The organism is Gluconacetobacter azotocaptans (assembly GCF_014174355.1).
Lineage (GTDB): Bacteria > Pseudomonadota > Alphaproteobacteria > Acetobacterales > Acetobacteraceae > Gluconacetobacter > Gluconacetobacter azotocaptans.
Map to the genome: position 1 here is coordinate 41,763 of NZ_JABEQF010000009.1, position 13,820 is coordinate 55,582.

Annotated in this window: 11 protein-coding genes; 3 read left to right on the forward strand and 8 right to left on the reverse strand. The window is 63.2% G+C overall.

Annotated features, from left to right (window positions below; translation table 11 throughout):
- From HLH34_RS12570 to HLH34_RS12595, 6 genes are all read right to left on the reverse strand, one after another.
- On the reverse strand, positions 1-675 hold the full coding sequence (locus tag HLH34_RS12570; protein WP_183119930.1) for a GltB/FmdC/FwdC-like GXGXG domain-containing protein: 675 nt from the start codon (positions 673-675) through the stop codon (positions 1-3).
- Positions 672-1,571 (reverse strand): class II glutamine amidotransferase, encoded by a 900-nt coding sequence (locus HLH34_RS12575; RefSeq protein ID WP_183119931.1) that lies wholly within the window; start codon positions 1,569-1,571, stop codon positions 672-674. The genes HLH34_RS12570 and HLH34_RS12575 overlap by 4 nt, the downstream gene beginning before the upstream one ends.
- Positions 1,572-1,832: 261 nt before the next feature.
- Positions 1,833-2,606, reverse strand: coding sequence for an IclR family transcriptional regulator (locus HLH34_RS12580; protein ID WP_183119932.1), 774 nt, complete (start codon positions 2,604-2,606; stop codon positions 1,833-1,835).
- Between the two features lie 8 nt (positions 2,607-2,614).
- Positions 2,615-3,844 carry an MFS transporter gene (locus tag HLH34_RS12585; RefSeq protein WP_183119933.1) on the reverse strand — a complete coding sequence of 410 codons (1,230 nt, stop codon included), beginning with the start codon at positions 3,842-3,844 and terminating at the stop codon, positions 2,615-2,617.
- A gap of 196 nt (positions 3,845-4,040) precedes the next feature.
- On the reverse strand, positions 4,041-5,027 hold the full coding sequence (locus HLH34_RS12590) for a LysR family transcriptional regulator (RefSeq protein ID WP_183119934.1): 987 nt from the start codon (positions 5,025-5,027) through the stop codon (positions 4,041-4,043).
- A gap of 275 nt (positions 5,028-5,302) precedes the next feature.
- Positions 5,303-7,363 carry a hydantoinase/oxoprolinase family protein gene (locus HLH34_RS12595; protein ID WP_183119935.1) on the reverse strand — a complete coding sequence of 687 codons (2,061 nt, stop codon included), beginning with the start codon at positions 7,361-7,363 and terminating at the stop codon, positions 5,303-5,305.
- 176 nt (positions 7,364-7,539) lie between these two features.
- Between HLH34_RS12595 and HLH34_RS12600 the strand changes: the two genes are divergently transcribed.
- From HLH34_RS12600 to HLH34_RS12610, 3 genes are read left to right on the forward strand one after another with little or no spacing between them, the layout of a single operon-like run.
- Positions 7,540-8,832 (forward strand): NAD(P)/FAD-dependent oxidoreductase, encoded by a 1,293-nt coding sequence (locus tag HLH34_RS12600; RefSeq protein ID WP_183119936.1) that lies wholly within the window; start codon positions 7,540-7,542, stop codon positions 8,830-8,832.
- Between the two features lie 27 nt (positions 8,833-8,859).
- A complete protein-coding gene (locus HLH34_RS12605; RefSeq protein WP_183119937.1) occupies positions 8,860-10,413 on the forward strand; it encodes a hydantoinase B/oxoprolinase family protein in 1,554 nt (517 codons plus the stop codon).
- 3 nt (positions 10,414-10,416) lie between these two features.
- A complete protein-coding gene (locus HLH34_RS12610) occupies positions 10,417-11,127 on the forward strand; it encodes an SDR family NAD(P)-dependent oxidoreductase (protein WP_183119938.1) in 711 nt (236 codons plus the stop codon).
- A 112-nt stretch (positions 11,128-11,239) separates the two neighbouring features.
- On the opposite strand, the gene HLH34_RS12615 is transcribed toward HLH34_RS12610, so the two are convergent.
- Both HLH34_RS12615 and HLH34_RS12620 read right to left on the reverse strand, forming a co-directional pair.
- Positions 11,240-12,220 (reverse strand): CobW family GTP-binding protein, encoded by a 981-nt coding sequence (locus HLH34_RS12615; RefSeq protein ID WP_183119939.1) that lies wholly within the window; start codon positions 12,218-12,220, stop codon positions 11,240-11,242.
- Between the two features lie 8 nt (positions 12,221-12,228).
- A complete protein-coding gene (locus HLH34_RS12620) occupies positions 12,229-13,791 on the reverse strand; it encodes an amidohydrolase family protein (protein WP_183119940.1) in 1,563 nt (520 codons plus the stop codon).
- Positions 13,792-13,820: the final 29 nt, after the last annotated feature.

A 13,820-nucleotide genomic window follows, 5' to 3' on the forward strand; every position in this document is an offset into this window, starting at 1 on the left:
TCAGTATGCGGATGCATTGTCGACGTGAAAATGATAGAGAGTCCGGGCGGAACCGTAGACATGGAACCCGCTGGCCGAAATATCGTGAATGCCGGCATCATTCAGCAGAGATGACAGGATTTCCAGATCCTGGGGCGTCATTTCTTTTTCTTCACAGTCCGCCCCGAGGCTCCTGACCTTTCCTTTCACGAAGATGCGCGTCTCGTACAAGGAATCACCCAGCGCGTCCCCGGCGTCGCCGCAGATGACAAGGTTGCCGCTTTGCGCCATGAACGCGCTCATATGGCCAACGGAGCCTCGCACGACGATATTCGCGCCCTTGAGGGAAATGCCGCAGCGTGCGCCGGCGTCGCCATCGATGACCAGAAGACCGCCCTGAGCGGTCGCTCCTGCGCTGGAACTGGCGCAGCCTTTCACATGCACGCTGCCGCTCATCATATTTTCGGCGACGCCCTGCCCGACATTGCCATTGATGATGATCCTGGCGTTCTGGTTCATGCCGGCAGCATAATATCCGGCGTGACCGTCAATCGTGACGCTAAGCGGCGCCGTCAACCCGACGGCCAGGGCGTGCTGTCCGCTCGAATTGCGGATTTCGTAGAAACCTTCATGCTCATTCTGAAGTATTCGGTTGATTTCACGTAGCGGGGCGGTTCTGAGATCCAGAGTTTTCATGCCGCGTGCTCCCAGTGATACACTTTCTGGGGCTCCGGCTCGAGCACTTTTGCGTTCTGAATGGCCGGAAGTTCCGCAAGCGCGCGATATTCGGACGCGAACGCGACGTAATCATCCGTCTCCGCGATCACGGCCGGCTTGCACGCCACCGGATCACGCAGGACGGCGAAGCCATCGCGGGTACCGACGACGAAAGTATAAAACCCGTCGAGAACGTCGATGGATGATTCAAGTGCCTGGTCGAGCTTGTCGCCCCGTGAAAGACGCCAGGAAAGGTAACCCGCGGCGACCTCTGAGTCGTTCTCGGTATCGAAGGCGAGGCCCTCCCTTACCAGCATGCGACGCAGGCTGTTATGGTTGGAGAGCGAACCGTTGTGGACGAGGCACTGGTCCGGGCCCGTCGAAAACGGATGCGCGCCGGCGATGGTGACCGCCGATTCCGTCGCCATGCGTGTGTGGCCGATCGCATGGGTGCCGCGCATGGTTTTCAGTTCGAAACGAGTGGCGACATGTTCGGGCAGTCCGACGCCTTTATAGAGCTCGATACTATCGCCGCAGGACGCGATGTGCACGCCCCTTCCGAATTCATTCATATAGGCGCGCAACGGGGTTTCATGTTCTTCGGCATACGTCAGAACAAGATGGTCGCAGCGCTGATGAACATTGCCGTTATTCCCAGTAATTTGCAGAAACCCGGATTCAAGGTCACCGGCATTGGAGGAGGAAATTCCACGAACCGTCATCTTGCGGTGGCCTGCGGCGGCGCCATCATAGACAGCAAAACCCGCGCTGTCCGGACCACGTTCGGTCATGGTTTCCAGCATGAGAGACGTGAGGCGTCCCAATTCGGGCTGAAGCGCCCGGTTTTTCAGAAAGAGACCAACGATGCCGCACATCGTGCAACCCCCGCAGAGCATTTGGCAGTGAGGGCATGCTAATCAGGCTGATCGACGCGCGTCAACTTGAAAGAATAAAAATTTCCTGACAGGAAAGGTTGATCCTGTTCGGTCTGCCGCTGACTGGGGATCGACGGGGAGTGTTGTCTTTCAATGTACGGCTCGGGACGGGGCGGAGTGACTGCCAGACATCAGCGCGGCTGGGTCCAGGGCCGCCAGTGCAGGGGGCAGTCCTATCAGCGGACGGCTGCAGGCCGGCGGTCATGGGCCTGGGGGCCGGTATGACCCATCGGTAAGCGTCTTCATGTGAGCGATCAGGGCGGGGACTTCGCTGTCCGGCAGGAATTCCGATGGCTTGGCGATTGTCAAAGCCGCGCGACAGCGTCCATTGTCCTCATGCAGCGGCACCGATATGCCCGATATTCCCTCAATGAACGTGTCGCGCCTGTAGTCGTATCCAAGCGTTCGTACGGTCGGCAGATAGGCGCGAAGCGCGCCGACATCGACGTCTAATGTAGTATAGCGTTCCAGATTGGCCTGCAGGATGGCGCACTGGTCATCCTCGTCCTGTTCGGCCAGAATCGCCGTGCTGCCGAGGCCGTAGCCCAGCGGTAGACGCCCCCCGATCCCGCCGCCGCCCAACACTTTCAGGGACGGGTCCGTCATATACATATCCGTGATGATCGCATCGAGACCCGACCGTTCGAGCAGAAACGCGGAGGCCTGATAGGTTTTTGCCAGTTCGGCGATCGCGGGCTTCCACTGCTCGATCCGCTCGATGGGCGTCGTCCGGCGTTGGCCGAGTGCCAGCGCCGCCGGACCGAGGCGATATCGTCCCCGCAACTCGTTCTGCACCACCATGCCATGACGCTTCAGCGCCAGAAGGGTCCGGTGGGTCGCGGGTTTTTCCGCCCCCACTCGTTCGGCGATTTCCTTGAGACTGAGGCCGCGCCATGTGGCCTGGCCAAGACTTATGAGGATAAGGGCGGCACGTTCCGAGTTTTGCGAGTGCTGGCTACCGCTGGTCTGCCCCATCGACTGTCCTACTCCTCCAGATGCAGCGGGCGTTCCGAATGCGTGCCCAGGCAGCACAGGGCGCCCACGATGCCGGCAAATGTGAGCACAAGCGCCGCAAGCGGCCAACTCCCTGTCCTGCCCTGTATGTAGGTCATGGCAATCGGAGCAAGGCCGCTTGCGGTATTCCCCAGAAACGTCGTCCAACCCGCGACAAGACCGGTATGGCGCCGTGTCAGTTCCTGAACCGACGACCAGATCGAGATCTGGCTGAGACCGGTAAGGCCAAGCGCCAGGCAGAATAGAAAAATCGAGATATTCGTGCTCGGTGCCAGACAGCCGATCTCGACAAGCAGGCCGCAGAGCCCGGTACCGAAGACACCCATGGGGGTGCGGGCCAGCCAGACGGATCGTGTTTTCCGTTGAATGGTGTCGGATATCATGCCGCCGGCGACGACTGCGAGATACAGGACGAGCCAGGGCATCCCGTATAGCCATCCCATCGACAGATAGGACACGTGCCGTGCCCCCATGAGGTAGAATGGCATGTTGACCAGAAAGAAGGACTGGACCGTCAGAAGGCACATATAATGCAGCCCGAGGGACCAGAATTGCCACGACCGCAATGCGCGCCTGAGATGCGCTGTCTCCACCTTCGCCGTCGCGTCGTCCCGTGCCGTATCGATGCCGCCCCCATCGCCGCGCGGAGGAGTATCGCGAAAGAAAACCAGCCACAGAATGCTCAGGACGAGGCCGATGACACCGTAGATGTAGAAATTCGACCGCCAGTTCCATTGCTTCGTAATATGCGTCGTGAGAGGGCCGCCGATGACCGAGCCCATATAGAGAAATCCAAGCAGGACCGAGTTTGCCCGCCCGCGTTTTTCCGGTGAAAACCAGTTGCGGATACTGACGATGCTCGACGACCAGTCGGGGGCCTGTCCCACGCCCATTGCCATGCGCAAGGCGAGGAACGACAGAAATCCGCCCGCTCCGGGCGTGATGATCGTCATGAAGGACCAGAAGAAACATGCGCCGAACAAGGTTCGTCGCGGCCCGAGCGTATTGACGATGGTGCCCGACGGAATCTGGAAAAAAGCGTATGTCCACAACACGCAGGCGATGATGGCCGACATCTGGATCGTCGAAAAGCCGAACTCGTGCTGGATGACGGGGGCGGACAGCGTCATCGCCTGCCGGTCAAGGGACATTAACAGATTGATCGGCGCGATCAGGGCAAACAGGACGATCCAGGGCATGTCGAGCTTTCTGAAAGGGCTGTTTATCCGGGCATACTATCCATACCCCATGTCAGGGCGCCTGGACGCGGACGCTTCACGTCATGAACGCACGGATATCGGATCAGGCGCTTCGTGGAAAGATAGCCAATTTTTTGTATGGAAACATGTGTTTCCCCACATATCAGATATGGACCGGCCGGTGCATCCGGCATGTTCAAACATGCATCGCCGCGACCGGCATGGTCACCCGCTTCGGGAGAAACGGCCGGAGGGGCGCGGTCTCACGGACATGGGGCCAGGAAAAATCATCCGCCAGAGAATCGATATTTTTTTTGATATGGTCGATGATCGTTACGTTTACTGGTCTGTTCGGCGATGTCACCAGGGCGATGCTGCGACACAAGGTCGGCCGGGTGATGAGCCGAGCCCTGTAATGCGCGGACATGATCTCCCGCTTCACCGCGGATGCCGGCAGGACGGTCGCCGCCATCCCGCTTGAGACGATTTGCAGCATCGACGCGTAGGTGTCGCAATTGAATTGCACGTTCAGATTGATCCCGTTCCGTCCTGCCCAGCTTTCGACAATCTGCCGCAACCCGTGCCGGCGGCCTGGCAGGACCAGCGGACGTTCCGCCAGGCCGGACGCGTCAATCGTGCCATGAATGTCGGCGGGCCCGTCGGCCGGGTTTGCCAGTTCTATCAGGTACAGCGGTTGCGAGAGCACCGTCTCCATGTTCGGGTTGGCGCATACCTGGGCATCATAGACGAGCGCCACATCCAAGGCACCATTATTGAGCGCCTGGAAAAGATCGCCATTGCATCCATCGATGAATCGCAGGTCGGCATGCCGGTAGGCCTCGCGCAACGAACGCGCAAGCGGTGAGAGCAGAATGGTACTGACGCTCGCCGGCATGCCGATGGCCGCGGAACCTAGTCGGTCGGAGGAATAATGACGAATCTGTTCCTGCGTCTCGCGGATCTGGCGGATAATCTTTGTGCCCAGCAGCCTTAATTGTTTTCCGGCCTCGGTCAATACCACGCCACGTCCGTTTCGATACAGTAATTGAACGCGCAGGTCCGTCTCCAGATCGCGGATATGACGGCTCAGTGCCGGCTGGGGGCGGCCAAGCTGGGCCGAAGCCTTCGAGAAGGAACCACATTCCGAAACGGCAATGAAATGTTCAAGATCCCTGATATTCATTTCGTGATCCTGCTTTATGTGGCGAATCAGCCTGCGCCGCCATCGTGGCGGGAGCGGCGCTCCTTCCGCGCTCCGAGCCTTATAAAGCAAAATATCAGAAATGAGAGTCAACAGAATTTCACAATGAAGAACTGCATTCCATTTCGTTCTGATTATCAGAACGAAATGGAATGGCAAACCTGTTCTTCATCCGAAATAACATATTGAAATTAAAGAAATGTTATGGAGATTGGCCTCAAGATCCGCCCCCCCGGTGCGCATTTCCGGTCAGTCTCCTAGAGACCCGTGTCGATGATCAAATTGAGATGTGGTTCGACTTCCGCCACCGTACCCGGCGGAAGCACCGTGGTCGCGTCCATCTGCTCGATGATCGCGGGACCCGTGATGCGGTTGCCGGACCTGAGACGGTCCCGCTCGTAAATCGGGCAAGGCATGAAGCCTTTAGTTTCCCGGAACCAGACCTCACGAGAGCCCGTGATCGCCGCCGACGCGTCGGGCCCTGCCGTCTCATGGGCCACGAACGACGCTTTCTCCACCCTGCCGACCGCTTCGGCCCGCAAGGTCACGAACTGAACCGGATCGGTCCGCGAGGCGAAGCCGTACTGCGCTTCATGGAGAGTCATGAAATTCTCCACCATCGTCGTGATGATCCCGGCGGTGACCGCCGCCGTCGCGCCGGGCATCTCGATCGAGAGCTCATAATTCTGTCCCGCGTAGCGCATGTCCGCGCTCAGGCGCAGGCTCCTGTCCTCTGGTGCCACGTCTTCCTCGGTAAACCAGCGTTCCGCCTGATCGAGCAGCCCGGCGAACAGGACACCGAGGCGCCCAGCAGCGTCCGCGTCGGCCAGCATGATCTGCGTGGTCGAGAAATCGGCCCGAAGATCCGTCAGCAACAGGCCCAGCGCGCACATCACCCCCGGCGTCAGGGGGACGATCACCTTTTTCATGTCGAGTTCCTGCGCCAGGCGCACCGCATGAAGCGGGCCCGCTCCCCCCAGCGCCATCAGCGCATAGTCGCGCGGATCGTGCCCTTTCTGGACGCTGATGACCCGCACGGCCCGCGCCATGTTGGCCGTGACGACCGAAATGATGCCCTGGGCCGTTTCCATCACGTCCATGCCCAGTTCGTCGGCAAGCGCCTGGATCCGCGCGAGGGCCAGGTCGCGCCGGATCGGCATGCGTCCGCCCAGCAGGAATTCGGGGTTGAGCGTCTGCAGAACGACGTTGGCATCGGTCGTGGACGGCGTCAGGTTTCCCCTGTCGTAGCAGACGGGGCCGGGATGGGCGCCGCAGCTCTGGGGCCCGACCTTGAGCAGGCCGCCATTGTCCCGATGGGCCAGCGATCCGCCGCCGGCGCCGACTGTGTGAATGTCGAGCATGGGCGCCTTGACGGGATAGCCGTGGACCTCGGCCTCTCCCGTCAGCCGGCATGCCCCGTCCTTGAGCAAGGCGACATCGGTGCTGGTGCCGCCCATGTCGAAGGTGATGATGTTGGGCATGGCAATGGCCTGCCCGATGGCCTGCGCGGCCACGACACCCGTCGAAGGACCGGACAGAACGGTGCGCACCGGCAACGCCCTTGCCAGGTCGAAGCTGATGACCCCGCCGTTGGACTGCGTGATCCGTGGCGCGACGGGCAGGCCCAGTTGCTCCAGCCGCGCCCCCAGACGCGCGATATACGCCTCCATGACCGGTCCGAGGTAGGCATTCACGACCGCGGTCGAGAACCGTTCGTACTCGCGGAATTCGGGCGCCACCTCATGGCTTGCGCAGACGAACAGGTCGGGCAGTTCCTCCCGCACGATCTCCAGCGCCCTGCGTTCATGTTCGGGCCGGACGAACGCGTAGAGGAAGCCGATCGCGACCGCCTTCACCCCGGCGTTGCCCAGGGCTCTGGCCGCCTCGCGGACGACCTGCTCGTCCAGCGCCGTCTCGATCGTCCCGTCATGGCGGATTCGTTCTGGGACTTCGAAGCGGAGATGTCTGGCGACAAGGGTCAGGGGCTTGTCGACCTGCGTATCATAGAGGCTGGGGCGCTTCTGCCGGCCGATCTCCAGCAGGTCGCGAAACCCGTCCGTCGTGATGAATCCCGTCAGCGCGCCCTTATGCTGGATCACGGCATTCGTGCCGACCGTGGTGCCGTGCCCGAGAAACCGCACATCGCGCGGGCCGGCCGATACCGTGCCCAGCCCTTCGGTAATGCCGGATAGAATGCCCCGTGACGGGTCGTCCGGCGTGGAAGAAACCTTCCAGATGGCGAACTGTTTCGTATCCGTGTCGTAGAGGCAGACGTCGCAGAACGTGCCGCCGGAATCCACGCCAAGCCTCCAGGCCATGTCTCTCTCTCCGCCATTCATGCGTCGGTGTATGGGCAGAGACTAGAGGTCCCGCATCCCGCAAAATAAGAGCGTGTTTCGAAATAACAGCTATATCGGGACATGGCGGATCATTTGTGCCACCGATCGACTCGCCGGCCAGTACGATGGCACTCTTCTGCAGGGACGGGATGATAATGGCACCGAAGGTCGACCGTGTTCGCTCGGACGAACACATGCCGGACTCTGCCCACGTCGTGATCATTGGCGGCGGCGTGATCGGTGTGACGACCGCCTTTTTCCTGGCGCGCGCCGGTGTAAGCGTCGTGCTGTGCGAGAAGGGCGAGATCGCCGCGGAACAATCGAGCCGGAACTGGGGCTGGACGCGCGTCATGGGGCGGGACGAGCGCGAGCTCCCCCTTGGCCAGCTCAGTCTCGAACTCTGGCGGAACCTGAGCGGCCTGACGGGCCGCGAGACCGGCTTTCGCCAGTGCGGTATTCTTTACGCCTGCGACGACCAGAAGCAGCTCGACGAGTTCCTCGCCTGGAAAGGCATCGCCGATCGCTATCAGATCAGAACCTCCATCCTTGACGGAGCTCGAACCGCCGAGATGGCGGGTGGCGCGCAGCGCCCCTTCAAAGGCGGGCTGTATTGCCCGACGGACGGCCGCGCGGAACCCACCATGGCCGTGCCGGCCATCGCCGAGGCGGCGCGCGGAGAAGGCGCGGCCATCCTGACGCACTGCGCCGTTCGCACGCTCGACCGCCAGGGCGGTAGAGTGTCCGGCGTCGTAACCGAGCGCGGCACCATCAGGTGCGATACCGTCGTGCTCGCCGGGGGGGCCTGGTCGCGCCTGTTCGCCGGCAATGAGGGAATCGACCTTCCCGCGCTGAATGTGCTCGGCAGCGTCATGCGCGTGGACAATGTCGAGGGCGCGCCCGAGGAGAGTGTCGGGGGCAGCGATTTCGCCTTTCGCCGCAACCTCCAGGGCGGCTACAATATCAGCCGCCGCAATGCCAGCGTGTCCGAGATCACACCCGACACGTTCAGGCAGTTCCATAAATTTATCGGATCGTACATGCGAGGCAGAAAGGAGCTGCGCCTGCGTCTCGGCCGGCGTTTCCTCGACGAACTGCGGATGCGCCGCCGCTGGTCCGCCGATAGCGTGACCCCATTCGAGCAGATCCGCATTCTCGACCCGGAACCCACGCACGACCTGCTCGAGGAGGCCGCGCGCGTTCTCAAGCGCGATTTCCCCCCTTTTCGCACCATGCGCGAGGTCGAACGCTGGGGCGGCATGATCGATGTGACGCCCGATGCGGTGCCCATCATCGGCGAGGTCGGTTCCCTGCCTGGCCTGGTGCTCGGCACGGGCTTTTCGGGCCACGGGTTCGGCATCGGGCCCGGAGCGGGCAAGCTGCTGTCGGAAATCGTTACCGGTGCCCGGCCCTCCGTCGATCTCGCGCCCTTCCGTTATGATCGCTTCTAGCGTGTTACAGCAGGGAGAACTGAAGTCATGAACACCGTCAATCGCGTGTCCCTCGATCCCGTGACCATCGAGATCATCGGCAGCGCCCTGTCGTCCATCGTGGACGAAATGGGGGAAGCGCTGATCCGCACAAGCTATTCCACCAATATCAAGGAACGGCGCGACTGCTCGACCGCTCTTTTCGATCAGTTCGGGCACACGCTTTGCCAGGCCGAACATATCCCGATGCATCTCGGTTCGTTCATCGAGTTCATTCCGCTCATCACCGCGCGGTACCAGCCCGAAGAGATCGAACCGGGAGATGTCTTCATCGGCAATGACGCCTATCTGGGCGGTGGCACCCATCTGCCGGACATTGTGCTCGCGGAGCCGATCTTCGTCGGGGGCGGCATCGTCGCCTGGGCCATCAACACCGCCCATCATTCGGATTTCGCCGATCGCGGGGACGCCCATATCTTCCAGGAAGGCATCCGCATTCCCCCCATCAAGCTGTACCGGCGCGGCGTGCTGCAGCAGGACGTGCAGGATCTCATTCTCCTGAACTGCCAGGTCCCCGGGGAACGGATTTCGGACCTCCGGGCCCAGATGGCGGCCAACCGTCTCGGGGTGAACCGTTTCGCCGCGCTGTGCGGGAAATACGGCGTCGACGTCATCATCAGCGCCGGGCTCGCGCTGCAGGATTATGCCGAGCGAAAGATGCGCGCCGGCATCGCCGCGATCCCCGACGGGACCTATACCGCCGAAGACATGTTCGAGACGATCGACTATCCCGAACCGATGCTCATCTCCTGCGCGATTACGGTCAGCGGGCAGGAAATGACGCTGAAATTCGAATGCCCCAAGCAGGTCCGCGCGAATTTCAACATGACCCGCTCGGCCCTGCTGGCCACGGTCTATTACGCCATCAAATCCATCGTCGACCCTACCATCCCGCCCAATGCCGGCCTTACCCGCCCCCTGCATGTCGAGGCGGAAGAGGGCACCATTCTGTGCTGCGCCCCGCCGGCCGCCGTGATGGGGCGCATCTCGACCTGCCAGCGTGTCGTCGATGTCATCAATGCCGCCCTTGCCCCCGTCTGTCCCAAAAGCATCACCGCGGCATCCAACGGCTCGGTCGTCGCGGCGACCTTCAGCGGAACACGCGAAGGCAGCAACCGCTTCTGGATCTATCTTGAAACGATCGGCGGCGGTTCCGGCGCCCGCTACAACAAGGATGGACTCGACGGCGTGCAGGTCTATCTGACCAACACCTCCAACCTGCCTGTCGAGGCGCTGGAGATCGAATATCCGCTGACCCTCTTGCGTTATGAACTGGTGGATGGTTCGGGCGGCGCGGGCCGGTTCCGCGGCGGGATGGGGCTGCGGCGCGTCTATCGCGCCGAGGAAAACTGCGATGTCGATATCAGCATGTCGCGGATGTCGACAGCGCCCTGGGGCCTCGATGGCGGCGGGGAAGGCGGCATGGCGACGGTCCGGTGCACGGCCCCCATTGCGCGCGGCAGGGCATCCCTGGCGCCTGCGGACGTGGTGGAAATCGTGACCCCCGGGGCCGGCGGCTACGGCCGTCCCGACGAGGCCTGAAACATGCAGCCCCCGCCTGACACCGCAACCCGGCGTGTCGCCATGATCTCCGGCGCCTCGCGCGGGATCGGCGCGGCGATCGCGGAGAGGCTGGTCTCCGACGGCTGGCTGATCAGCGCCGGCCTGAGGGATCCCGGCCGGCCGCCGTTCTCCGCCCCGCATCTGGTCCATGCTTACGACGCGACCGATCCCGGCGCGGAACGGCAATGGACCGAGGCGACCCTCGCGCGTTTCGGCCGGATCGACGCGGTGATCGCCTCGGCCGGCATCATGATCCCGGGATCGCTGCTCGAACTCGAGGACAGCGACCTGGACCGGATGTTCCAGGTCAACGTCCGCGCGCCCGCGCGCCTGATCAAGGCTGCATGGCCCGCGCTCAGGGCCACGGGACACGGCCGTATCGTCATCCTGTCGTCCATGTCGGGGAAACGGGTGAAATCGCCCCGCTCCGGCCTCTACGCCGTGACGAAGTTCGCGGCGACCGGCCTGGCTGCCGCGGTCCGACGCACCGGCTGGGCGGACGGAATCCGTTCCATCGTCGTCTGCCCCAGCTTCGTCTCGACCGACATGACCCGGGATAACAAGAGCTGGAAGCCCGAAGACATGACGCAGCCCGCCGACATCGCCTCCATGATCTCCCACGCGCTCGACCTGCCCAATACCGCCAGTGTCTCGGAATTGTGCTTCACCTGCCAGGATGAAGACCTCGCCTGAACGCGACGCATGCGGCCGGGTCGCGACGTCCGCCGTCGCGGACGGCGCTCCGTGGCGCCGGTTCCGGTGTCCCCGCTTGTGCCATGCGTGATCCGGCTGCGTTCCTTCGGGTTCATCCGGACCAGGTCGCCGTGATCTCCGGGCGTGGGGTTGTCGTGCCGAAATCGGCGGTCGCGAGGTCATGGGCGGAGATGTCCGCGGCGATCAGGACAAGGCCCAGGGGCAGGCTCCGGTCCGTCGCCATCCGCCTTGGCGTGGAAAAGACCGTGCCGACCGCTTCAACCAGTATGGGCTCGTCGCATTCGGCGACGGCGACGAAGCCCTTGATCCGCAGAAGCCGCGAACCCAGGAACGCCGCCGTGGCGTCGAGCCACGCCTGGATAGCGGACCAGCTCATGCCCTCCGGCCATTCGGCTTTCATGACGCGGATCGCCGGATGTGCGGGGGCGCCGTCGTGGCAGGCCAGGCGCGGGACGGACGGCGATATCGCGGGGGCGCTGGAAAAGGCGCGTGCCGCCCGCGCCGGCAGGGTGTCTTCCCAGATCGTCCTGGCCAGCGGGTTCACGGCATGGATCCGGGCGCGCATCATCTCACGGAACGCGGCGTCCCTGCCTTCCGGCTTGGTGAAGGCGACGACATGTGCCATCGCCGCCGGCTCGGGCTCGGCCAGATAGGGGGCGGGGGATGCGGCCTGAAGGGCGCAATCGGCCGTCGCTACGACCGTGAAGCCGGCGATGATCCCGTCCCACGACGATAATTCGCGGATCACTTCACCGGGGCGTGCCAGGCCGCTGAGTTCGATGACGAGCCGCCGGGCCGGGGGCAGGCCGCGTTCGTGGCGTGTCCTGAGCACCCGCTCGACCGCCTCGCCCAGCGATCCGCGTACCGAGCAGCACACACAGCCATTGCCGATGAGCGTGACGGGCGCGTTGCGCGCGACATCATGCAGAAGATGGGCATCGATGCCGACCTCGCCGACCTCGTTGACGACGACCGCTGTGTCGCGTCCTTCCGGCAGGGCGAGGAAATGTTTCAGCAGCGTGGTCTTGCCGCTGCCCAGGCTGCCGCACAGCAGCCAGGTCGACAGTCCCATGCGCCGCGTCATGCCTGGGCGCGGCGCGCGCGGACCTGCCGCGCGATATCGGCCAGCAACGCATCGGTGTCGTAGATGATGCCGTCCTTGATCACCAGCTTCAGGCCGCGGACGAAGCCCGCATCCTCCGTGTGGTCGGCCAGGCGGAGCGCGCCGGTGCCGTACAGCAGCTTGAAATCCTCCATCGGGTTGTGATCATGAACCAGGATGTCGCCGCGCTTGCCCACCTCCAGCGTGCCGACGTCCGCGTCGATTCCCAGCAGTTCCGCCCCCTGCGCCGTCGCGGCCCGGATGGTTTCGAGCGGCGTGAATCCCGCTTCCAGCAGCAATTCCAGCTCGCGCACATAGCCGAAGCCGTAGAGCTGGAACATGAAGCCGGAATCGCTGCCGACGCAGACGCGGCCGCCGCGCGCCTTGAATGCGTTGACGAACGTCATCCAGTCGCGGAACGCGTTCCGCCACGCCACTTCGTCGCGGGTGGACCAGCGATGCCAATAGGCGCCATGGCCGCCGCGCTGGGGCTGGAAATAGCGCCACAGGTTCGGGTCGGTATAGACCGCGTGCCAGTCGGCGCCGCGCATGCGCATGAGGTCGCGGTTCGTGTCGTAGACATTGAAAGTCGGCACGAATGTGTGGCCGGCGGCGATGAACGCGTCCAGCGCAGCTTCCCATTTCGGACTGCCTGGCCGGGCCGCCTGGTCGAAGGTCGTGCCGGCGGTAGAGAAGCGTCGATATTCGTCGCTGTAATTATAGTCGACGGGAAAATCCTGGACCGTGTTCCTTTCCAGCAAGGCTTCGGGAATGCCGTAGAAATGTTCGGTACTGGTCAGTCCCCACTGCGCCGTGTCGCGCGCGTTCATGCGGCCGACGGCAAGCTGGGAATGGTGGCAGCAACTGCGTAGCCCCAGCCTCCGGCACTCGGCCAGCGCTGCCTGCATGACATGCGGTGGCGCGCCGAAGAATTTCACCCCTTCGGCGCCGTTGTCCCGCGCCCTCGCGACCCAATCCCGTGCCGCGTCGGGCGTGTGCAGGATGTTGACATAATCGTTGGTTGCCGGAAACGCGGCATAGGGATGGATCCGGGGGGCGGCGATGCGTCCGGCCGCCGCCGCCGCCTGCTGGTCTTTCGTCCAGGTCAGGCCATTGAAGCAACCGGCCTCGCGGATCGTCGTCACGCCATGAGCGAGCCACAGCGCATAGACATAGTCCGCGTGCGGCATCGTGCCGTTCGCCGCATGGAACGGCGCGCCGATATGTGCGTGGCAGTCGATGAAGCCGGGGGTCAGCACCTGTCCATGGCATTCGATCACCCTGGCGCCTTCCCGCGGCGGTGGCGCGTGGTGGCTTTTCGTCAGGCTGGTGATCATCCCCTTCTGGACGACGATCGTCACCGGCCCCCACATCGGCGCGCCCGTGCCGTCTATCAACAGGCCGTTCTGGAAGACGATGCAGTCGTGCGGCCCTTCTCCCGCCGTTCGGGCGGTGGCCGGCTGGACGACGGGCAAGCCGGAGCGGATGAAGGCCGCCGCGAATTCATCGCCGGCCGGGGTAGGAAGGATCTCATGCGGCATCCTGCGGGGGTCCTTTGCTGGTTTCGCGA

Bases quoted from the DNA above. Each gene is read 5' to 3' on its own strand.
- HLH34_RS12600 (WP_183119936.1), top strand. From the start codon at position 7,540: ATGGCACCGAAGGTCGACCGTGTTCGCTCGGACGAACACATGCCGGAC.
- HLH34_RS12570 (WP_183119930.1), bottom strand. From the start codon at position 675: ATGAAAACTCTGGATCTCAGAACCGCCCCGCTACGTGAAATCAACCGA.
- HLH34_RS12615 (WP_183119939.1), bottom strand. From the start codon at position 12,220: ATGGGACTGTCGACCTGGCTGCTGTGCGGCAGCCTGGGCAGCGGCAAG.
- HLH34_RS12590 (WP_183119934.1), bottom strand. From the start codon at position 5,027: ATGAATATCAGGGATCTTGAACATTTCATTGCCGTTTCGGAATGTGGT.
- HLH34_RS12610 (WP_183119938.1), top strand. From the start codon at position 10,417: ATGCAGCCCCCGCCTGACACCGCAACCCGGCGTGTCGCCATGATCTCC.
- HLH34_RS12595 (WP_183119935.1), bottom strand. From the start codon at position 7,363: ATGGCCTGGAGGCTTGGCGTGGATTCCGGCGGCACGTTCTGCGACGTC.
- HLH34_RS12605 (WP_183119937.1), top strand. From the start codon at position 8,860: ATGAACACCGTCAATCGCGTGTCCCTCGATCCCGTGACCATCGAGATC.
- HLH34_RS12620 (WP_183119940.1), bottom strand. From the start codon at position 13,791: ATGCCGCATGAGATCCTTCCTACCCCGGCCGGCGATGAATTCGCGGCG.
- HLH34_RS12580 (WP_183119932.1), bottom strand. From the start codon at position 2,606: ATGGGGCAGACCAGCGGTAGCCAGCACTCGCAAAACTCGGAACGTGCC.
- HLH34_RS12585 (WP_183119933.1), bottom strand. From the start codon at position 3,844: ATGCCCTGGATCGTCCTGTTTGCCCTGATCGCGCCGATCAATCTGTTA.
- HLH34_RS12575 (WP_183119931.1), bottom strand. From the start codon at position 1,571: ATGTGCGGCATCGTTGGTCTCTTTCTGAAAAACCGGGCGCTTCAGCCC.